Source organism: Streptomyces rishiriensis (assembly GCF_003112535.1).
In the GTDB taxonomy this organism is placed as follows: domain Bacteria; phylum Actinomycetota; class Actinomycetes; order Streptomycetales; family Streptomycetaceae; genus Streptomyces; species Streptomyces rishiriensis.
Map to the genome: position 1 here is coordinate 1 of NZ_BEWA01000032.1, position 18,560 is coordinate 18,560.

Here is an 18,560-nt window from a genome sequence, read left to right on the forward strand (position 1 = left end):
AGCTAGAGCCCGTCGTTTGGATCCTCCCGCTCACCGGCATCGACAGGCCCCGCCGGCGCCCTGCGACCTGATCCAAACGACAGACCCCAGCCGGCCGGGCCGTCTCGCTCACCGGCGAACGTTCGGGCCGCACCGGCCCCGCCGAGGTCAGGTACGCGTACGGGCGGTCCCCGGGCGGGGGTCGATCGGGGTGAGGACGCCGAGCCGGTCCTCGACCGCCTGGGCGGCGGCCAGGCACAGGTCCTCGCGGAACGCCCGCCCGACGATCTGGACTCCGGACGGCAGCCCGCCGTCCACCCCGGTCGGCACGGCCACGGCGGGCACGCCGACGAAGCTGGTCACCGAACACAGGCGCATGGCGTTGCCGACCCGGTCCCGGCCCGCCCGGTCGCGGGACTCCAGGCCCGGTTCGACCGGCGGTTCGGTGAACACCGGGCCGAGCAGCAGCGGGTACACGTCGAGGAACTCGGCCCACGAGCGGCGGATGTTCAGCCAGGCGCCCATCAGCCGCACCAGCTCGTCGGCGTTCGCGGGCGGGGTCCGTTCCATGGCCATCGCGATGTAGCGGTCCCCGCCCGGGCCGAGCAGTCCGCGCACCACCGGCCAGGCCGGTGCGAACTCGGTGACCGTGAGCCGCTCGTAGGCGTCGAGTGCCTCATCCAGGCGCGGGACGTCCGCCACCTCCCGTACGTCGTATCCGGCGTCCCGCAGGGCGGCGGCCGCGTTCTCGACGGCCGCGCGGACCGTGGGATGGACGCCGTGTCCACCGGGGTCCGCCACGACCGCGACCTTCACCGGCCCGGCGAGGGGTTCTCCGTAGAAGGGCACGGGCACGGCCGCCGGGTCGCGCGGATCGGGCCCGGCCAGTACCTCGTACGCGCGCCGCAGGTCCGCGACGCTGCGGGCCAGCGGGCCGTCGGTGACCAGCATCTGGGACGCCGGGCCCGGGTCGTCCGGGCCGAGGACGCGGCGGTCCGCCGGGAAGCGCCCGGTGGTCGGCTTCAGCGCGGCCACCCCGCAGAACTGGGCGGGGATGCGCACCGATCCCCCGGAGTCGTTGCCAAGCCCGAGCGCCGCCATGCCGGTGGCCACAGCGGCCCCGTCGCCCCCGCTGGTGCCGCCGGGGGTCCGGGCCGGGTCCCAGGGGTTGACGGTGTCGCCGTACAACTCGCTGCGAGTGTGCATCCCGGCGAGAACGAGGGTGGGGAGGTTGCTGTGGCCGATGGGGATGGCCCCGGCGGCGCGCAGCCGCGCCACCGGGAGCGCGTCGGCCGGCGCGACGACGCCACGATGTGACACGCTCCTCGGGTTCAGCCGCCGCGTCTTCGTCCGAGGACCTGCCGCCGACCGTCCGCCGAAGCCGCCGGCCCGGCGACTCCCCACTCCCCCGGAGACGCGGACCAGCCGGTCACACGGATGATCTCTGCGGCTGGGAGTGCAGCGGAGCCGCCGGAGGCTCGAGACCATGGGGGTAGGCGGCTTGCCGGTGCTGGAACGACAGGATCTTCGGGTTCTGGACGACGCCGTCGCGGATCTCGATGGCCTTCTGGATCGTCACGTCGCCGTCCCATGCCTGCGGGCCGCTCATGACCTTGCGCAGATACGGCAGGAGCGCCTCGCTGATCTCCCAGGTGGCCGAGTTCCACAGGTGGGACGGGCTGTGATCCACCGCGTAGTAGTGGCAGTTCCGCCCCACCGCGAGCATCGGCTCGCCGAAGGTGGTCGGACGGGCCCATCCGAAGCCCATGCCCTCGTCGCAGGAGACGTCGACGAAGAGGGTCCCGGGCCGGAACAGGGCGAGTTCCTCGTCGGTCACGAACGTCAGCGGCGCGTCGGTGTCCTGCAGGATGCAATTGACGATGACGTCGAATCCGGCCAGGTACTCCGCCAGCGGCACCGAACCGGCGCCGGTGACGGCGCACAGTCGCGACGGATCGTCCTCGTCCTCCTTGAAGTGGGCCATCACCACCGACGGCATCGGCGAGGCCACCGCCGCCGCAGCACGCTGGGTGAGCACGGTGACGTCGGAGATCCCCATCGCGCCCAGCCCCGTGACCGCTCCGCGAGCCGTGGCGCCGAAGCTGATCACCGCGGCTCGCAGGCGGCGTCCGTAACTGCCGGTGAGCCCGCCGAGCTGCAGGGCGTGCAGCACCGAGCAGTAGCCGGCGAGCTCGTTGTTCTTGTGGAACACATGGACGCTGAAGGCGCCGGTGGAGGTCCAGTGGTTCATGGCCTCCCAGGCGATCAGGGTCAGCCGCGCGTCGATGGCGAGCTGGGTCATCCTGTCGTCCTGCACGCAGTGCGGCCACCCCCACAGCACCTGGCCCTCGCGCAGCTCGGCGACGTCCTCGTGCGTCGGTTTCGGCAGCAGCAGGACGTCGCACTCGGCGAGGAGTTCCGCACGGGTGCGCAGACCCGCCACGTGTGGTCGCAGCGCGTCGTCGGCGACGCCGAACCGTCGGCCGTAACCCCGTTCGAGGAAGATCTTCTCGCGTACGTCGGAGGGGATGCGTGGGAGGTGGGTGGGGTGAAGCGGAAGCCGGAACTCGTTCTCCTTGTGCGAGGAGGCGAGCACTCCGAGGCTCATCAGGCTCATTGGGGCGGCTCATTTCCAGCCGGAGGCGATGCGCTCCGGGATCGCCGTTCCCCGAGGGCGACGCCGAAACGGGTGACGGCGTGCGAGGTGCGCTCGGTACCGTCACCGTACTCCCGTCCCCAGCCGCGCGGAGACCGTGGTGCTCTTCGTGAGACGGGCCGCCCGGAGCGGGCGTAGCGGAAGGCGGCGATTCGGTCGCCGTGCTGGGAGTTGAGCCGGTGGATGAGGAACATGCCCAGGGCCACCATGGCCAGGATGGTGATCACGGTCAGGAAGGTCTCCACGGGTCTCGCCTTCCCCTCGGTCGAGGCGGCGTCGTGGCGGTGACGCCAGGGGTGCGTGGACGTGGGGTCCGACAACGGGCCCCATGTCCCCCTTCGGAGTCCCGGACCGAGGGCGGGTCTTCCGCTTCGGGGGTCGGCGAGGGGGAAACGGTCGCGGTCATGACGCGGACCTTGCTTCGGGCCGGTCGGACCGGCCCGGCATAGTGGATCGCCGAAAACGACACGAGCGTGGAAGTCCGTGCGCGAAAGATCCTCGGTGGTTTCAGCCTACTCCTCCCCGGCCGGACGATCCTTGGCGGTCGGTGCGATTCCGTTCGCGGCTCGTCAGGTACGGGTACCCGGGGCCCGCACAGCACATCGGACGAAAGCGGAGGCGATCGTCATGACGGACAACACCACCGGCGTCGGCTCGTCCGGTCGGCCCGACGCAGGCGTGAGCACGCTGAAGGGCCGCACGGGGGCCGGCGCACCGGCGGAGACCAGGGGGAAGACCACCATGGCGGACGGCGTGGTGGCCAAGATCGCGGGCTTGGCCGCCCGTGAGGTGCCGGGTGTCCACCGTCTCGGCGGAGGCATGGCCCGCGCCTTCGGCGCCATGCGGGAACGCGTCCCCGGCGGGGGCGGAGGCCGAGCGGTCACCCAAGGAGTGAAGGTCGAGGTCGGCGAGCGTCAGGCCGCCGTCGACCTGAACATCGTCGTCGAGTACGGCGTCTCCATCGTCGACGTGACCGGTGACGTGCGCACCGACGTCATCGGCGCGGTGGAGCGGATGACGGGCCTGGAGGTGGTGGAGGTGAACATCTCCGTCGACGACGTCCACCTTCCCGACGAGGAGGAGGCGGAGGAGTCCGACGCGAGCGAGGGCCGCGTGAGGTGAACCGCTGATCTCCACGGCGCGGTCTGCGGCTGCACCGGCCGCAGGTCCACCCGCGGCCGCCCCTTCCGCTGGCGCGGCGGGCATCGGCGGACGCGCCCTGAGTCTCAGGCGCGGCGGACCCGCCAGAGCCATGCGGCCGCGCCGGCCAGCAGGGCGAGCGTGATCAGGTTGGCCACGAGGGAGGGCGTGCCGGCCGGGGCGCCCGACAGGTTCCAGGTGGCGATGACGGCGCTCGGCAGGACGGCGGTGAGCAGCACCCCGGTCGTCTTCTGGACCGCGGTCCAGTGCACCGACGTGCACAGCAGCACCGCGCCGGTGATGCGGAACAGGACGCCGAACAGCGGCCCGGGGAGATCGGGGAAGACCATCATGAAGGGCAGGGAGAGGGTGAGCATCAGCAGTGGGACCAGGGGGTGCACCTTGCCGCGCCTCAGGGGTGCGCCCGCACCGCTGCGGGCCGGGGCCCCCGGGAGCGCGCTCCCCGCCTCGGCCAGCGCCGTCGCCGCGATCGTGCGAGGGTCCCCCAGCTCCGCGAGGACCTCGCCGATCGGGGCGTCGGGGCGTTCCGCGCGCGTCACTTCGATGTGTTCGGCGAGATCGGCGAGCAGTTCCTGACGGCGGTCCGCGGGGAGTGCGGAGCCCTCGCGTTCGACGGCGGAGAGGTAGTCGCGTACGGGGTCGGCAGAGGTCTTCATTGGGTGTCTCCGGTCGAGGGGTGCGGGGTGGTCAGGAAGGCGTCGACCGCGTTGCGGAAACCGGGCCAGACGCGGGTGAACTCGTCGAGCGCGGCCCGGCCGCTGTCGGTGAGCGCGTAGTAGCGACGGGGTGGTCCGGAGGCGGACTCCTGCCAGGTGGTGGTGACCAGGTCGTCGCGGCGGAGCCGGGAGAGCAGCGGGTAGACCGTCCCCTGACTGGTGGCCAGGGCGCCGGACTCCTCCAGGGCGTGGAGGAGTTCCACGCCGTACCGGGGGCGGTCCCGCATCAGGGCGAGCACGCAGTACTCCAGGACGCCCTTGCGCAGCTGGGCTGCTGCCCGGGCCTGCTTGGTCGAATCACCTGGTTCCATGCGATGCAAGATACCTGGTGCAGCAAGCAGATGTAAAAGCGAGAGACGAAAGAGGGGGGCGGGCCTCGGGGGCGGGGACGAGGGGCGACGGGCGAGGGGCGACGCCGTCAGCGTGTCGGTCCGGCGACCGTCTGGGTGCCGAGGACGGCGAGCAGGTCGAGGAGGTCCGCGCTGTCGGTGCCGACTGCGGGGGTGAACCAGAGCAGCCGCTGCCGGCCGTCCTCGCTGAACAGGTGGAGGCAGTTGACCTCGATCAGGCCCAGTACGGGGTGGTCGAGGCGCTTGCGGTCGTCGCGCCGGAACGCCACCTCGTGGTCGGCCCACAGCACGGCGAATTCGGATGACGTGTCCAGCAGCGAGCCGATCATCGACCGGGCCTCGGTGTCCTTCGCCCCTCGCCTGGCGGCGGCTGCCCGCAGATCGGCGACGAAGGCGCGCGACTGCCCCTCATGGTCGGCCTCGGGATACAGCTGCCGGGCGTCGGGGTCGGTGAACCACCGGTGGACCAAGCTCGCCCGGGCGCCCCGGAAGCCTGAGTGATCCCCGAGCAGCGCCACCGCCTGCGGGTTCTGAACCAGCGTGACGTGGAGGTCGGTGATGACCTGGGCGGGCGTCGAGGTCAGACGGGTGAGCAGGTCGAGCATGCCGGGGTGGACGTGCGAGGCCGGTCCGCCCGACGCGGGCACCGGGCGGTCGGCCAGGTGGTACAGGTAGTCGCGCTCGTCAGCGGTCAGGCGCAGGGCTCTCGCCAGCGCCGCGACCATCTGCTCGGAGGGCTGGGATCCGGCGCCGCGTTCGAGCTCGTTGTAGTAGTCCACCGACGCACCGGCGAGCTGGGCGACCTCGTCGCGGCGCAGCCCGGGCACCCGGCGGCGAGGCCCGTGCGGGAGCCCCACGTCGGCCGGGCGGATGCGTGCCCGCCGCGAGCGCAGGAAGGCCCCCAACTCGATGTGCTGCGCAGATCCCATGCGCGCCATTCTGCGTCCGGCCGGGCCGCCGACCCAGGGGATCACATCCCCTGGTTCCGCCGGCCGCCGCCACGCATCGTGGAGGACATGACCGACGCCCCTTTCCTCGCGACGGACGACCGTCCTTCCCGGCCCCTGCCGCACCGTCGGGGCTGCGCCCTCCCGGACGCGGACCCGGAGAGGGCCGAGGAGAACGCGGCGGTCACATCGGTCATCGGCTCGTCGCACCGAGAGCGCCCGTTCCACCCACAGTCGCCACCCACACTCGCTCCAGGAGACACACCCATGCCTTTCGCCAACTTCAAGGTCCCCGCGGGCACTGTCACCGCCGAGGACAAGAAGAAGATCGTCGAGCGCACCACCGAGCTGTACGCGGAGATCTACGGTGAGCGGGCCCGCCCCAACACCGTCGTACTGGTCGAGGAGGTCGCCGACGGCGGCTGGGGCTTCGGCGGGACCGTCCTGACGGCTGCCATGCTCAACGGCGACGCCTGACCTCCACCTCCGTCACCTCCGTACGGGGCCCGGCAGCCACGGGCACGGGCCCCGTACCGCCGTAAGGCCGCACCGTCGCATGACCGCATGACCGCATGACCGCGCCGCCGTAAGGGGCCGTCCGGTTGGCCGGTATCGGCCGTCCCCGGCTTTCTGGCCGATATCCATCGGTGCGAAAGGTGGATTGTCGGCCAATGCCACTCCCCCGCCGCGCCGGGTGGCGGGGGATGGACGACAAGACACTCCAGGCTCCGCCCAAAGCTCCTGATGGGCCATCACCGCCCTTCGTGGACAACGGAGTTCGGCTGCGCAACCGTTGCTCGGTCCGTGCGCCGCGCTCGAGCCGGCGCACCGACTGCGGTGAACAGCGATGCGTACCGTGCGGGAGGCGCCGTCAGCCCGATGCGAGCGGACGCCCGACCGGCGACCGCGTCACTGTGCGCTCGTGAAGCGAAAAGCCGGGCGCTGTCGCCGAGCCGTCACAGGTCCGTCCGGCTCCCGCGCTCGACCCGCTCGCCAGGGCCCGTGAGGCCGGCCAGTAGATCCTCGGCCATGTCGGCTTATTGGGCGGCGATTGCGCACTGTTCGCCACTTGTCGCTGAAGACGCGCGATGGCTAGGCTCCCGCTCACTTTCACGTTTCGCGCACATTTTCTACGCACGGCACACGGAGGCCTGCCCTGCGGCGCGGGCTCCCAGGCGCACGGGGGGTGGGGAACGTCGACGGGTCACCGGTTCGCCGGCCTTCGGGCCGGCCCGTCCCACCGTATGACGAACATCCCGCCGCCGAACGGCCGCACTCCGCGCACGGGCCGAGCCCGCGGACCGGTCCGCCCGCTCGGGCACAGCGCGACCTCAGGATCCTGTGGTGGGTCAACGCCGTCGACGGGCTCGGCAGTCAGGCCTCCGGGCTCGTCCTGCCGTTGCTGCTTCTGGAACTGGGCCACAGTCCGGGGACCGCTGGTTCGCTGGCCAGTGCGGCCGCGTTGAGCGGAGTCGTCCTCGGGCCGCTCGTGTCGGTACCGGCGGACCGGGGACGGCGACGGCTCCTGATGACGGGGGCGGCGGCGCTGGCGGCCCTGTGCACGGGGGTGCTGGCTCTGACCTGTCTGGGGCGGCCCGCGTTATGGGTCGTGATGGGGCTGGCGCTGGCCGAGCGGCTGTGCGCGGTGGCCTACGAGGCCGCGTCGCGCGGAGCCCTCGTCCACCTGGCCGCCACCGACGAACTGCCCCGGGCAGCCGCCGGGCTGCAGGTGGGCGACCAGATCTCGCTCGTCGTGGGGCCGATGCTCGGCGGGGCCCTCTTCCAGCTCTCCCGGCCCCTGCCCTTCCTTGCCGACGCCGTCTCCTATGCGGTGGCCGCTCTCGGCGTACGCTCCCTTCGCACGCCCATCGACTCACCTGCCTGCGCGCAGGACACACCGGCCGGCTGCGACACCCGCCGGCGCGAGCCGTGGAGCGCGCGGCTCGACGCCGTGAGCGCGGGCGTGGTCACGGTGGCCCGGTCCCCGGTCCTGCGCCTCGTCCTGGTCTGGACGTCGACCGCCGGGGGCACGCTGACGCTGCTCTTCTACACCGCGCTCTTCCGACTGGGCCCCGACGGCCGCGGCACCGCGGCCGGCGGAGTGCTCGCCGCCGCCGGAGCGGCCGGGCTTCTGGGGGCGCTGGTCGCGGCCCCCGCGGTACGTCGGCTCGGTGCGACGCGGCTGCTGACCCTGGCCGCCTGGCTGCTGCCCGTGCCGTGCGGCTCACTGGTGTGGACCGACGGTGCGGTCGGCTGGGGAGTGGCGTTCGCCGGACTGTCCCTGCTCGTGCCGCTGATCACCGTGGTCCTGTCCAGTGTCGCCGTCGCGTGCACACCGGTGACCTTGCAGTCACGGACCGCAGGTGTGCTCGGCTCGGTCTCCGCGCTGGCCGCGGCCGGTGCGCCGGCGCTCGCCGCGCTCATGGTGACCGTGTGGACTCTCCGCGCGCCCGTGGTGCTGTGCACCGTGCTGTTCGCTGCGCTGGCCGTGTACACGCAGGTGAGGGCCCCCGGCGTGCTGCGCGCGGGAGCCGCGTCCGCCGCCGGAACGGGAGACGGCCATGGGTGACGCCTTCAGGGTCTTCCTCGCCGCCCTGCCGGAAGTGTGCCCCCGCGACGCCCGGCGCATGGCGCTGGCTGCTGACGCGGACGGCCGCTGTGAGGTCTTCACGTGGGACGCCGCCACCCGCAGCGCCCGGCAGGTCACCGACCGCCCCGAGGGCACAGTGCATCACGCCGTCGACGCCGACGCGTACGTGTGGTGGTTCGACGAGGACGCCGAGGGCCGAGGGCACTGGTGGTTCCAGCCGTTCGACGGCGGCTGCCGGCTGCCCGGGCTACCGGGGGCGCCGACCGGGGCGGCGCGCGGTCTCGCGGTGACGGCCGACGGGACGGTCGCCGCGGCGGTCGCGCCCCGGGACGGGGGCACGAGTCTGCTGGTGGGACGGCGTGGGCGGGCCCCTCGTGAGGTCTATCGCACGGCCGTGCAGGCCCGGCTGGGCGGCTTCACGCCGGAAGGCGACCTCGTGGCCCTCGCGACGGTGTCCGACGGCGAGGCGACCGTCATCGTCATGACCCCTTCGGGCCGGGTCGTCGCCACCCTCCCCCACCTTGACGGCCCCGACCGCCGGAACGAACCCGACGGCCCGGACGGCCCGGACGGCAGATTCTGGTGCCGGGGCTTCTCGCCGCGGCCGGGCCGCTCCGAACTGCTGCTGGTGCACGAGCTGGAGGACGGCTACCAGTTGGCGACCTGGACGGCGCGCCGGGGTCTGGTCACTCACTCCTGGTGCCGTTTCGACACGGAGATCACCGCATGCTGGTACCCCGACACCGACGAGGTGCTGGTGCGCCAGGAGCGCCATGGCCGGTCGCTGCTGCACCGGGTGTCCTTGCACGACCGCACCCGCCGCGTCGTCCCCACCCCCGCGGGCAGCCTCCTCGACGCGGCCCCGCGGCCCGGCGGAGGGCTGCACTACCTGTGGACCGACACCGCCCACCCGCCCGTCCTGCGCACGACCGACGACGTCGCGCTGCCGGCGCCCGGCCCCCTGCCACGCGTACCCGGGCGTCACACGGAACTGTGGACCCCGACGCCCCACGGCTCCCTCCACACCTTGCTCAGCCTGCCGGGCACGGACGACGGCCGGCTCGGCGACGTGACGTCCAGATCCGCGACCGGCACCCGAAGCGGCGGCGAAGGGACCGGATTCCGCGCCGCCGCCGTTCCGCCGCCGACCGTGTTCCTGGTGCACGGCGGACCCGCGGACCACGACCGGGACGCCTACGACGCCACCGTGCACTCGCTGGTGGCCTCCGGATACGCCGTGGCGCGGGTCAACTACCGTGGCTCGACCGGCTACGGTCCGCGCTGGCGGCGGGCGTTCGGGACGGACGTCGGCCATGCGCAGGTGGACGACCTGGCCGCCGTGCGCGCCGATCTCGTCCGCCGCGGACTCGCCGACGACCGCGCGACCGCCCTGTGGGGGGTGTCCTGGGGGGCGTATCTGGTGCTCCTCGCGCTCGGTACCCGTCCGCGGACATGGCAGGCCGGCATCGCGGTGAAGCCCGTCGCCGACTGGGTGGCCGCGCACCGGACGACCACGCCGGCGCTGCGCGCGCTGGACGTCCGCTGGTTCGGCGGCACGCCGGAAGAAGCACCGGAACGTTACGCCCGCAGCTCCCCGCTCACCTACGCGGCGAAGGTGAGGGCGCCTCTGCTCCTGGTCGGCGCGGAGAGGGACGTCAAGTGCCCGCCCGAGCAGATCCGCAACTACACCGCCGCGCTGACCGCCGCGGGCGTGGCCCACGAGCAGATGTGGCTCGACACCGGACACGACGGCTACGACGGCGCGGCTCACGTCGCCGTCCTGCGCCGCTCCCTGACCTTCCTGCACACGTGCCTGCCCGCACCGGCGGCAGACACCCCTTCACGTCCCCCGGCGCAACTGCCGGGAGGACCCCGGCCCCGCTGATGGACACAGCGGGACCGGGTCGTGCACAGCACCACCCGCCCGAGGAACACGCCATGCACCCCAGAAGGAGGACGACCATGCAGAAGGACATCATCCACAACGACCCGCTCGCGGGCGACGAGGAGAATCGGAAGCCGAAAGTCGGCATCACCATCACCATCCCGATCCGCAACGCCGACGAGAGCGACGACGAGGAGTGACCCACGGCCCGGCCGGCCCCTGTCCGACAGGGGCCGGCCGGGCTCCCCCGCGTGTTCCGCGCATCCCGCGCTTCCCGTCCCGCCAGCCGCTCGCGCTCCGAGGAGCCCACCGTGCGCGTTCTTCTCGTCAACATGCCCTGGTCCCCGATGGACCTGCCCTCACTGGCGCTCGGCATCCTGAAACGAAGCGTCGACGAACACGTCCAGGACGCCACGTGCGAGGTGCTGCACGCCAATCTGGAGTTCACCGACTGGATCACCGGCCGGACCGAGTTCACGGCCGAGGACTACGACTACTACGCCCTGTCCTCCTACTTCCTCGGCTGCGGGGACTGGGTGTTCTCCTCGGCCCTCTACGACGACCCGGCGTGGAGGGAGACGGAGTTCGTCGACGCGATGACGCCCAAACTGCGCCGGTCCCGGATGCGCATGACCCGGGAACTGCACCGCGTCGTACCGGAGTTCGTCGCCGAGGTGGCCCGGCGCGTCGTGGATCTCGAGCCCGACGTGGTCGGATTCACCTCCACCTTCCAGCAGAACACGGCCGCCTTGGCGGCGGCCCGGCAGATCAAGCGCCTGGCCCCGCACGTCGTGACCGTCATGGGCGGAGCCAACTGCGACGCCGAGCAGGGCGCCGCCGTCCACCGCAACTTCCCCTTCGTGGACTACGTGGTCCGCGGCGAGGGCGAGGACGCCTTCCCGCGCCTGCTGAACGCGTTGCGCGACGGCGACCGGGCCGCCGCCGCCTCGATCCCGGGGCTGTGTCACCGCACGCCCGAGTCGGCGCACACCGCCAACCCCATGCCCAGCGGGCCGCTGCCGCCCGCGGCGATCCTGCCTCCCGACTACAGCGGCTACTTCGAACGTCTCGCCGCATCCGTGGCCCGCAACTGGGTGGAGCCGAAACTGGTCGTCGAGGGCGCACGCGGCTGCTGGTGGGGAGAGAAGCACCACTGCACCTTCTGCGGCCTGAACGGCTCCTTCATGCAGTTCCGCAGCAAGAGCCCGGACACGTTCTACCAGGAGATCATGGACTTGGCGGAACGTCACCGCGTGCTCGACATGTACGTGGTCGACAACATCCTGGACATGCGCTACCTGTCCACCGTCCTGCCCCGCATCATCGACAGCGGCTACGACCTGCGCATGCACATCGAGATCAAGGCCAACATGCGGCGCCCCCAGCTGCAGGTCCTGGCGGACGCCGGCCTCATCTACGTCCAGCCGGGCATCGAGAGCCTCAACAGCCGTGTCCTCGATCTCATGGACAAGGGAGTCAGCGGCTGCCAGAACGTGCGCATGCTGCGCGACGCGGCGGAGACCGGGCTGTCGGTGTCATGGAACTACCTGCACGGCTTTCCCGGTGAGACCGCGGACGACTACGAACCCGTCATCCGTCAGCTCCCCGCCCTGGAGCACCTCAACCCGCCGGTCGACCTGTCCGCGCGTATCGCCATCGAACGTTTCAGTCCGTACTTCAACCGTCCCGAACTGGGCTTCACCGGGCTGCGGCCCGAGAAGCACTACCTGTTCACGTACGACCTGCCCGAGAGTGAACTGCACGACCTGGCCTATGTCTTCCAGGCGCCGGAGCGCGGTATCACCGAGCCCACGGTCACCCTCCTGAACGACGGCATCGCCGCATGGAAGAAGCACCACGCCGACGCCCGCCTCACCCACACCGACCTGGGTGAGCGGATCGTGCTGGTCAGCAGACGGCCGTCCTTCGCGTGGCGGACCATGCAGCTCACCGACCCGCTGGAGATCGCGCTCTTCCGGCTCCTGGACCAACCGCACACCGTCGTGGCACTGCACCGCAAGCTGACCGCGGCTGCCGACTCCCCCGGCGGGACGGCGTGCACACCGCACGAGGTCGAGGCCCTTCTCAAGGAGTGGGTCACGCACGGCATCGTGTTCACGGACGCGGGCCAGTACGTGCACATCGCCCCCGCCGGCGTGAACCAGGACCTGCTGCGTCTGGACTACATGCGCCATGCCCACACCCGCGGCGAGACCGCGGCCGCGGTGGAGGCGGACGCCGACGCGGCGGCCGAGCCCGCGCCCGCCTCGTCCTGAGCACCGGCCTTCCCCGTCCGCCCTACCGCCCTCCGCCCTCCGCCCTCCGCCCTGCGACCGTCCGCCGCCCGGCTCGCCGACCTCGACGAAGGACCGCACATGACAGCCACCGCACCGAACGTCACCGTCAGAGCCTGGCGCGACCTCGACCCACAGGCCCGTGACCTGCCGGGCATGTCGCTGGGAACCTTCCCGGTGACTCACCAGATCCAGCAGGTCGATCGTCTGTGGGACCTGGGTGTGCGCCACGCCGAACTGGACACCACCGTCGACCTGTCCAGCGACGATCCCGCGACCCATCGCCGGGCCGTCGACCGGCTGTGTCTCGTGCGTGACCTCACCGCACGCGCCGTCTCCGTCGACTGGGACCTTCGCCTGTCCCCGCAGGAGTCCGCCCAGCAGTGGAAGGTGCTGTCCCACCTCCAGCCGCCGCGCACCGTCACCGGCCTCGACGACGCCGAGGGGGCACTCCACGCATGGCGGACCCGGCACTACCTGTGCAAACTGGTCTGGCGGCGGGGGCCGGGATTCGTCCAGATCCGGGACCGCCGTTGGGGAGAACTGCGCCGCTTCACCGCCGAGGAGCCCCGCTACCACGAAGCAATCGCCCTACTCGCCCCGGGAGCCCACCACACCGCCGTGCCTGCCGACATCGTCGAGGAGTTCATCGCCGAGCACCTGGTCCTGCGCGTCGGCGACCTGGCCTGGTGGCTGCCCTACCGGGTCTCCCGCTGGCTCCAGGAAGCCATGACCGTGTAAGCCGCCGACATCGGCGCACGACGCTCTCCCGGGATCAGCCGGCGAACACGTGCTGCCGCCCAAGCATGTGCCGCCCGGCGAAGCGTGGGCCGAAGTCGGCTACAGGATCTGAGCGGTGCCGGCCGACGAAAGCCAACTGGGGAATTCCTGTAGAAGTTGGTCGTAAAGGAGATCGTCGCCCACCGTGCGCGGATCGCGGCCCGCGTGGAAGAAGCCCGCGTTGTCGACGATGCGATGCCTGGGCACAGCCAGGTCGTCGAGGCGGCGGAGAAAGGCGAACTCGTTGTCGTCCGGGTCGCCGAAGCCGACGAACTGCCAGAACAGCGGCAGGCGAGCAGCCTTGCACAGGTACCGTTCGGCGGCGAACTTGCTGGTGGGGCCACCATCGGTCTGGAAGATCACGAGGGCCGGGGTGTCACTGCCGGAAGCCAGGTAGTGGTCGATGACCTCGTCCATGGCCCAGTGATAGTTCGTCCGCCCCATGTGACCGAGGTTCTCGTGCAGCTTGTTGATTCGACCGTCATGGCGCCCGATTCGCAGGTCCGTGGAGCCGTCGACGTCGGTGGAGAAGAACACCACCGGCACCGTGCCGTCGTCGTCGAGATGAGCGGCCAGCGAGAGGACCTGCTCAGCGAAATGCTGCATGGTGCCGTCCTTGTAGTAAGGCCGCATCGAACCAGAACGATCCAGCACCAGATAGACAGCGGCGCGCACTCCCTCAAGACCGTGCGCGCGTACGCTGGACCCAGCCGTCTTGTACAGGCTCACCAAATCCGGGGCCTGCGCCTGCATCTTGGACAGACTGATCGCCGCAGCCTCGTTGCGAGCTCTACCCATGGTCACCACTCCCCTGTCAGGTATCACCCTCATCCTGCCGGTTGGTCGGTCTCCTCGGTGTCGAGCTGGTGGTCCGCCCCGATGTAGCCGACGGGCAGCAGCTCGGAGACGGCGCGGTGCGGACGCGGTCCCCTTCGCCGACGATGACCTTGAGGGCGGGAAAATAGTCGAGAAGGACGTCCGATGTCGCGGTTTCGCGGGAAAGAGGGAAGGGGGAAGGGACAAGCATGGTGAAGCGTGAGGCCACGGTGGAACCGGAACCGCATGGACACGCGGTCCCCTGGGGCTGGTTCCTGGGGTGGCTCGCGGTGGGGGCATGTGCCGGAGCAGGACTGGCAGCCCTCCTGTCGGTGGGCGTCGTTCTGCTGCTTCTGGCCGCTGTCGCGGCGGGTCTCCTGCTGTGGCGGAGCCCCAGGAACGCGATCGTCGGACTGTCGGCCGGCCTGTCCGTTCCGCTCTTCTACATCGCTTACCTGAACCGAAGCGGTCCGGGCAACGTCTGCCGTACGGTCGCCGACGGCCAGACATGCACGGACGAGTACGCTCCGGTCCCGTTTCTGGCGGGTGGAGTCGTCCTCTTCTGCGCAGGCTTCCTGATCTTCCTCGTGCTCCAGCACAGGAGGGGGATCCCGCTGATCAGCCGCGGCCGTTCGCGGGACAGGCGGATGGTGTGACCACCGGTCACCAGTCCTTCTGACCGGTCGTCTTCGCCGGGCCGAGGACGTCGACGTGGCCGTGATCGCCGTAGAGGGAAACCCGCCAGCGGGCGAAGACGTCGGCGGTGCGGTCCGCCTCTTCCTCTTCAGCCACACCGTAGTCGACCCGCACCACGGCCTCGCTGCGGGCGCTGCCCGCGGGCACGCGGATGCGGACGCTCGTCACGTGGGCGGCGATGGCGGCATCCGCTTTCGGGAGGCCCGAGGCGAGGTACGCGCGGAATTCGCGGAGCATCGGGAACCAGCGGTTCGGACCGCTCGTCGGCACGCTCCCGTAGTCGTCCGTGGTGGTGTCGGGGAGACTGCCCTGATCGTCCGAGGTGGTGTCGGGCAAGGTTCCCTGATCGTCGGACGTGGTGTCGGGCAAGGTTCCCTGATCGTCGGACGTGGTGTCGGGCAAAGTCCCCTGGTCATCGGACGTGGTGTCGGGCAAGGTTCCCTGATCGTCGGACGTGGTGTCGGGCAGGTTCTCCTGGCCGTCGTCGCTCGTCTCGTCCATCGCGGACGATCCTTGGCCGGCTTCGGCCACCGCTCGTGTCCCGGGGCGTTCCGTACCGCAGGCGGCAAGCGGCAGACAGCAACAGGCGAGCAGGACCGCGACGGACGCGTACCGAGTCATGATCTTCTTCAACTGGAGCCCCCTTCACACGGTGAGAGAGCCGCGCGCGGCCCGGGGTTCCATCAATCCCGTCATCACGTCTCGCCGCCGGTGCCGGTGCCGAGGAGGATCAGTCCCTGGTCGTGCCGCACGGCATATCCGATTACGGTTCAAGGCGCGGTGCGCGCAGCCCGGCTTACCGTGACCGGCGGGATCCGCACCGCCGTCCTCGACCACCTTCTTCCACACGATCCCTCAGGAGCAGCGCGATGAACCGACGCACCGTCCTGGCAGTTGTGCTCGCGCTGAGCGGACTGCTGTGCGGCTGCGGCTCCGCGGAGGAGCCGCCGTCGCCCTCCAGCCGGGAAAATCCCTTCTGGCAGGCGGAGTTCGACGGAGAGGCGGCCACTCGCCCGTCGGAGGAGTCCTGGAACACGGAGACGGGGAACCGGGACGCCGAGGGGTGGGGCAACAACGAACTGCAGTACTACACGGACGAGGCGGCCAACTCCGGCCTTGACGGCGAGGGCCATCTGTTGATCTCTGCGCGGCCGGCTCCCGCCGACGCCCGGCTGCCCTGCTACACGCAGGAGTTCTGCACCTGGACGTCGGCTCGTCTGACCACCGAGGGAAAGGTCGCTCTCACGCACGGTCGCGCGGAGATCCGCGCGAAGCTTCCCACCGGCACCGGTCTGCTGCCGGCGATCTGGATGCTCGGCGACAACGGGGCCGAATGGCCCGCACAAGGCGAGATAGACATCTGCGAGGTGGTCGGCCGGGAACCGCGAACCGTGTACGGCACCGCGCACGGGCCGGCCTACTTCAACGAGAACGGGATCGGCGGCTCCCTCACCCTCCCGGCCGACGCCTCGCAGGCGTTCCACACATACGCCGTGGACAAACAGCCGCGGCGCATCACCTGGTCCGTGGACGGGAAGCCGTACTTCACCTTGACTCCCTCGAAGCTGCCCGCACCACGCGACTGGGTCTTCGAGCAGGACATGCACCTGCTGCTCAATGTGGCCGTCGGAGGCGACTGGCCCGGCCCGCCCGACGCCTCGACGCCGTCCCCCGCGACGATGACGATCGACTACGTGCGCCTCTACGGCAAGGGCCGGGCCTGACGTCGGTTGCGTCCACGGCAAGCCCGGCACCACATGACACTTGTCATGCACAACCTTGGATGACTGCCACTGAGGCTCAAGTGCCGCCGCCCGTAAGGTACTTCTCATGACGAAGAGCAACGGCGAGAAGCCGCGGAAGACCGACGTCAAGGTGAGCCTGATCGGCGGGCATCGTCTGGAGGGCGCCACCCTCCACGAGCGGACGGTCACCGCCTCCCTGATCGGCGGCGCCGACGTCGATCTGACAGACATCGACGTCCCCGACGGTGCCGAGCTGCGTATCACCAAGCTGAGCCTGATCGGCGGCGTCAGTCTCAAAGTCCGCCGTGACGTCCGGGTGGAGGTCCACGGCCTGCGGCTGGGCGGAGTGAAGGACGACGGCCCGAGCCGGTCCGGCGGCCCGACGGTCCGCATCGACGCCTGGGGCCTGGTCGGCGGAGTCACCGTCGTCCGCCCCTGAGATGAGCTCACAGCCGGGTCTGCGGGTCAGGGGGCCGGTCGGGTCCGCTGAAGCCAGGGGCTGGTCAGCCCGCTGTGGGGTTCTGCGGGAGCTGCGTTCGCACGAAGCCGTGACTCCGCTCCACTTTCGCCACGTGCAGCGTGTAGCGCTGGTACCACTCGGCTCGCCCGCGGTTCTGCGCCGCGCGGTGCTCGGCGTTGCTCCGCCACTGGGTGAGGGCGTCGGCGTCGCGGAAGTACGCGACCGTGATGCCCAGCCCACCGGGAGTCTGCGCGTGGTCCATCCCCAGGAACCCGGGTACCTCCTTCACCAGGTCTTCCATACGGGCGTTGGTCTCGCTGTAGCCGCTCTGGCCCTCGGTCCGCAGCGCGGTGAAGACAGCGACGTAGTAGGGCGGTTCATAGGCCTCGACGGGCACGACGGGCAGTTCCGGGTGATCGCTCATGACGTCACCGTAGGGCGGTACGCGACCCATGATCCAGCGGCTTTGCCGAACGGGATCCCGGAGGGATCGGACTCTTGACCGGAGCGTTCGACATCGGGCGCGAGCGCCTGGCCGGCCGCATGACCGGGCCTGTCATGGACAGCGGCGAGGGCTCGGACACCGAGGTCGACTCCATGACCGACGAGGAGTACCTCTGGGAGCCGGTGTCCGGCTGCTGGTCGGTGAGGCGGCGCGCGAGCGGGTCGGGGCCGCGCGTGACTCTCCCGGATGCCGACGACCGCCCGAGGCAAGGGGACGGCTGACCGTGCTGGTGTCGGAGGTGGTGCGTGCGGTGGCCGCGGCCAGATCGATCGCCCTGTCACTCGGCCCGGCGGCCGACGACGTGACGGTTCTTCATGACTCGAACAAGCTCACTCTGCGTCTGCTGCCCTGTGACGTCGTGGCCCGGGTGGCTCCTGTCACGCATCAGGTCGCCCGGTTCGAAGTCGACCTGGCCCAGCGGCTCGCCGGGGCCGGGTGCCCGGTGGCGGTGCTCGACCCCCGAGTGGAGCCACGCGTCCACGAACGTGACGGCTTCGTCGTCACGTTGTGGACCCACTAGGCGTCGGTGGCCTCCCGAGAGGCCTCACCGGCCGACTACGCCGACGCGCTCCAGCGGTTGCATGCGGGCATGAGCCGGCTCGACGTCCCGACGCCGCACTTCACGGATCGGGTCGAGCAGGCGCGACTGCTCGTGGCGAACCGCGACCGCACCCCGGCACTCCCCGACGCGGACCGGGAGTTGCCCGGCGACACGTTGCGAAGCCTGGGACGCGTGGTCGGCGAACGCGGCGGCGCCGAGCAGCTGCTGCACCGCGAGCCGCACCCGGGCAACGTGCTCGCCACCCCGCACGGGTTGGTGTTCATCGACCTTGAGACGTGTTGCCGTGGGCCCGTCGCATTCGATCTCGCCCATGCCCCCGAAGCGGTCGGCGAGCGATATCCGGCTGCCGATCCACTCCTCAGATCAGAACCGCGCTCGATCGCCACGGTTTTGACGTCCATGGCTGATCGGGGCTGAT

General features: G+C 71.0%; 19 protein-coding genes and 2 pseudogenes. 12 read left to right on the forward strand and 9 right to left on the reverse strand.

The genetic code is table 11. From position 1 onward, the window contains the following. Positions 1–147: 147 nt before the first annotated feature. Positions 148–1,299: an amidase family protein gene (locus tag Sri02f_RS38365; protein ID WP_245970984.1), complete on the reverse strand. Its 1,152-nt coding sequence runs from the start codon at positions 1,297–1,299 to the stop codon at positions 148–150. 109 nt (positions 1,300–1,408) lie between these two features. Continuing rightward, positions 1,409–2,596, reverse strand: a complete 1,188-nt coding sequence (locus Sri02f_RS38370) for a N(5)-(carboxyethyl)ornithine synthase (RefSeq protein ID WP_109005930.1) — start codon at positions 2,594–2,596, stop codon at positions 1,409–1,411. Positions 2,597–3,262: 666 nt separating this feature from the next. On the opposite strand from Sri02f_RS38370, the gene Sri02f_RS38375 reads away from it, so the two are divergent. Next, positions 3,263–3,757 carry an Asp23/Gls24 family envelope stress response protein gene (locus tag Sri02f_RS38375; protein ID WP_109005931.1) on the forward strand — a complete coding sequence of 165 codons (495 nt, stop codon included), beginning with the start codon at positions 3,263–3,265 and terminating at the stop codon, positions 3,755–3,757. Between the two features lie 104 nt (positions 3,758–3,861). Here Sri02f_RS38375 and Sri02f_RS38380 read toward each other — a convergent pair whose 3' ends face one another. The 3 genes from Sri02f_RS38380 to Sri02f_RS38390 form a co-directional block, all read right to left on the reverse strand. After that, positions 3,862–4,452 carry an HAAS signaling domain-containing protein gene (locus Sri02f_RS38380; protein ID WP_109005932.1) on the reverse strand — a complete coding sequence of 197 codons (591 nt, stop codon included), beginning with the start codon at positions 4,450–4,452 and terminating at the stop codon, positions 3,862–3,864. Next, positions 4,449–4,823 carry a PadR family transcriptional regulator gene (locus tag Sri02f_RS38385; RefSeq protein ID WP_109005933.1) on the reverse strand — a complete coding sequence of 125 codons (375 nt, stop codon included), beginning with the start codon at positions 4,821–4,823 and terminating at the stop codon, positions 4,449–4,451. The genes Sri02f_RS38380 and Sri02f_RS38385 overlap by 4 nt, the downstream gene beginning before the upstream one ends. Before the next feature lie 107 nt (positions 4,824–4,930). Then, complete coding sequence (locus tag Sri02f_RS38390) at positions 4,931–5,791, reverse strand: helix-turn-helix transcriptional regulator (RefSeq protein WP_109005959.1); 861 nt, start codon at positions 5,789–5,791, stop codon at positions 4,931–4,933. Between the two features lie 285 nt (positions 5,792–6,076). Here Sri02f_RS38390 and Sri02f_RS38395 point away from each other — a divergent pair, with 285 nt between their 5' ends. The 6 genes from Sri02f_RS38395 (at position 6,077) to Sri02f_RS38415 (ending at position 13,319) form a co-directional block, all read left to right on the forward strand. Continuing rightward, the gene (locus tag Sri02f_RS38395) at positions 6,077–6,286 is read left to right on the forward strand and encodes a 4-oxalocrotonate tautomerase family protein (protein WP_109005934.1); all 210 of its coding nucleotides are present in this window, start codon (positions 6,077–6,079) and stop codon (positions 6,284–6,286) included. A 709-nt stretch (positions 6,287–6,995) separates the two neighbouring features. Beyond that, on the forward strand, positions 6,996–8,378 hold the full coding sequence (locus Sri02f_RS38400) for an MFS transporter (RefSeq protein WP_159106857.1): 1,383 nt from the start codon (positions 6,996–6,998) through the stop codon (positions 8,376–8,378). Further along, on the forward strand, positions 8,371–10,284 hold the full coding sequence (locus Sri02f_RS38405) for a S9 family peptidase (protein ID WP_109005936.1): 1,914 nt from the start codon (positions 8,371–8,373) through the stop codon (positions 10,282–10,284). The genes Sri02f_RS38400 and Sri02f_RS38405 overlap by 8 nt, the downstream gene beginning before the upstream one ends. A 77-nt stretch (positions 10,285–10,361) precedes the next feature. After that, positions 10,362–10,484 (forward strand): hypothetical protein, encoded by a 123-nt coding sequence (locus tag Sri02f_RS43750; protein ID WP_281261921.1) that lies wholly within the window; start codon positions 10,362–10,364, stop codon positions 10,482–10,484. Between the two features lie 111 nt (positions 10,485–10,595). Continuing rightward, a complete protein-coding gene (locus Sri02f_RS38410) occupies positions 10,596–12,560 on the forward strand; it encodes a RiPP maturation radical SAM C-methyltransferase (protein WP_109005937.1) in 1,965 nt (654 codons plus the stop codon). A gap of 99 nt (positions 12,561–12,659) precedes the next feature. Further along, positions 12,660–13,319 carry a DUF5825 family protein gene (locus Sri02f_RS38415; protein WP_109005938.1) on the forward strand — a complete coding sequence of 220 codons (660 nt, stop codon included), beginning with the start codon at positions 12,660–12,662 and terminating at the stop codon, positions 13,317–13,319. A gap of 99 nt (positions 13,320–13,418) precedes the next feature. On the opposite strand, the gene Sri02f_RS38420 is transcribed toward Sri02f_RS38415, so the two are convergent. After that, positions 13,419–14,111 carry a vWA domain-containing protein gene (locus Sri02f_RS38420; protein WP_174855790.1) on the reverse strand — a complete coding sequence of 231 codons (693 nt, stop codon included), beginning with the start codon at positions 14,109–14,111 and terminating at the stop codon, positions 13,419–13,421. A 74-nt stretch (positions 14,112–14,185) separates the two neighbouring features. Then, positions 14,186–14,334: pseudogene (locus Sri02f_RS43415) on the reverse strand (cytidine deaminase); the annotation flags it as partial. A gap of 49 nt (positions 14,335–14,383) precedes the next feature. Between Sri02f_RS43415 and Sri02f_RS38430 the strand changes: the two are divergent. Next, positions 14,384–14,830, forward strand: a complete 447-nt coding sequence (locus Sri02f_RS38430; RefSeq protein WP_174855791.1) for a hypothetical protein — start codon at positions 14,384–14,386, stop codon at positions 14,828–14,830. 7 nt (positions 14,831–14,837) lie between these two features. Here Sri02f_RS38430 and Sri02f_RS38435 read toward each other — a convergent pair whose 3' ends face one another. Continuing rightward, positions 14,838–15,371: a hypothetical protein gene (locus tag Sri02f_RS38435; RefSeq protein ID WP_109005939.1), complete on the reverse strand. Its 534-nt coding sequence runs from the start codon at positions 15,369–15,371 to the stop codon at positions 14,838–14,840. A gap of 368 nt (positions 15,372–15,739) precedes the next feature. Here Sri02f_RS38435 and Sri02f_RS38440 point away from each other — a divergent pair, with 368 nt between their 5' ends. Next, positions 15,740–16,594, forward strand: a complete 855-nt coding sequence (locus Sri02f_RS38440; protein ID WP_109005940.1) for a glycoside hydrolase family 16 protein — start codon at positions 15,740–15,742, stop codon at positions 16,592–16,594. A 106-nt stretch (positions 16,595–16,700) separates the two neighbouring features. Beyond that, positions 16,701–17,054 (forward strand): hypothetical protein, encoded by a 354-nt coding sequence (locus tag Sri02f_RS38445; protein WP_109005941.1) that lies wholly within the window; start codon positions 16,701–16,703, stop codon positions 17,052–17,054. A 64-nt stretch (positions 17,055–17,118) separates the two neighbouring features. Here the strand turns inward: Sri02f_RS38445 and Sri02f_RS38450 are convergent, their stop codons facing one another. Then, positions 17,119–17,499, reverse strand: coding sequence for an antibiotic biosynthesis monooxygenase family protein (locus Sri02f_RS38450; protein WP_109005942.1), 381 nt, complete (start codon positions 17,497–17,499; stop codon positions 17,119–17,121). 74 nt (positions 17,500–17,573) lie between these two features. Here Sri02f_RS38450 and Sri02f_RS38455 point away from each other — a divergent pair, with 74 nt between their 5' ends. Together Sri02f_RS38455 and Sri02f_RS44395 are read left to right on the forward strand one after the other, a co-directional pair. Beyond that, the gene (locus Sri02f_RS38455) at positions 17,574–17,801 is read left to right on the forward strand and encodes a hypothetical protein (protein ID WP_307721074.1); all 228 of its coding nucleotides are present in this window, start codon (positions 17,574–17,576) and stop codon (positions 17,799–17,801) included. A 2-nt stretch (positions 17,802–17,803) separates the two neighbouring features. After that, positions 17,804–18,538 (forward strand): annotated as a pseudogene (locus tag Sri02f_RS44395) (phosphotransferase); the annotation flags it as partial. Positions 18,539–18,560 lie beyond the last annotated feature (22 nt).

Bases quoted from the DNA above. Each gene is read 5' to 3' on its own strand.
- Sri02f_RS38370 (WP_109005930.1), bottom strand. From the start codon at position 2,596: ATGAGCCTGATGAGCCTCGGAGTGCTCGCCTCCTCGCACAAGGAGAAC.
- Sri02f_RS38375 (WP_109005931.1), top strand. From the start codon at position 3,263: ATGACGGACAACACCACCGGCGTCGGCTCGTCCGGTCGGCCCGACGCA.
- Sri02f_RS38380 (WP_109005932.1), bottom strand. From the start codon at position 4,452: ATGAAGACCTCTGCCGACCCCGTACGCGACTACCTCTCCGCCGTCGAA.
- Sri02f_RS38385 (WP_109005933.1), bottom strand. From the start codon at position 4,823: ATGGAACCAGGTGATTCGACCAAGCAGGCCCGGGCAGCAGCCCAGCTG.
- Sri02f_RS38390 (WP_109005959.1), bottom strand. From the start codon at position 5,791: ATGGGATCTGCGCAGCACATCGAGTTGGGGGCCTTCCTGCGCTCGCGG.
- Sri02f_RS38395 (WP_109005934.1), top strand. From the start codon at position 6,077: ATGCCTTTCGCCAACTTCAAGGTCCCCGCGGGCACTGTCACCGCCGAG.
- Sri02f_RS38405 (WP_109005936.1), top strand. From the start codon at position 8,371: ATGGGTGACGCCTTCAGGGTCTTCCTCGCCGCCCTGCCGGAAGTGTGC.
- Sri02f_RS43750 (WP_281261921.1), top strand. From the start codon at position 10,362: ATGCAGAAGGACATCATCCACAACGACCCGCTCGCGGGCGACGAGGAG.
- Sri02f_RS38415 (WP_109005938.1), top strand. From the start codon at position 12,660: ATGACAGCCACCGCACCGAACGTCACCGTCAGAGCCTGGCGCGACCTC.
- Sri02f_RS38420 (WP_174855790.1), bottom strand. From the start codon at position 14,111: ATGCAGGCGCAGGCCCCGGATTTGGTGAGCCTGTACAAGACGGCTGGG.
- Sri02f_RS38430 (WP_174855791.1), top strand. From the start codon at position 14,384: ATGGTGAAGCGTGAGGCCACGGTGGAACCGGAACCGCATGGACACGCG.
- Sri02f_RS38435 (WP_109005939.1), bottom strand. From the start codon at position 15,371: ATGGACGAGACGAGCGACGACGGCCAGGAGAACCTGCCCGACACCACG.
- Sri02f_RS38440 (WP_109005940.1), top strand. From the start codon at position 15,740: ATGAACCGACGCACCGTCCTGGCAGTTGTGCTCGCGCTGAGCGGACTG.
- Sri02f_RS38445 (WP_109005941.1), top strand. From the start codon at position 16,701: ATGACGAAGAGCAACGGCGAGAAGCCGCGGAAGACCGACGTCAAGGTG.
- Sri02f_RS38450 (WP_109005942.1), bottom strand. From the start codon at position 17,499: ATGAGCGATCACCCGGAACTGCCCGTCGTGCCCGTCGAGGCCTATGAA.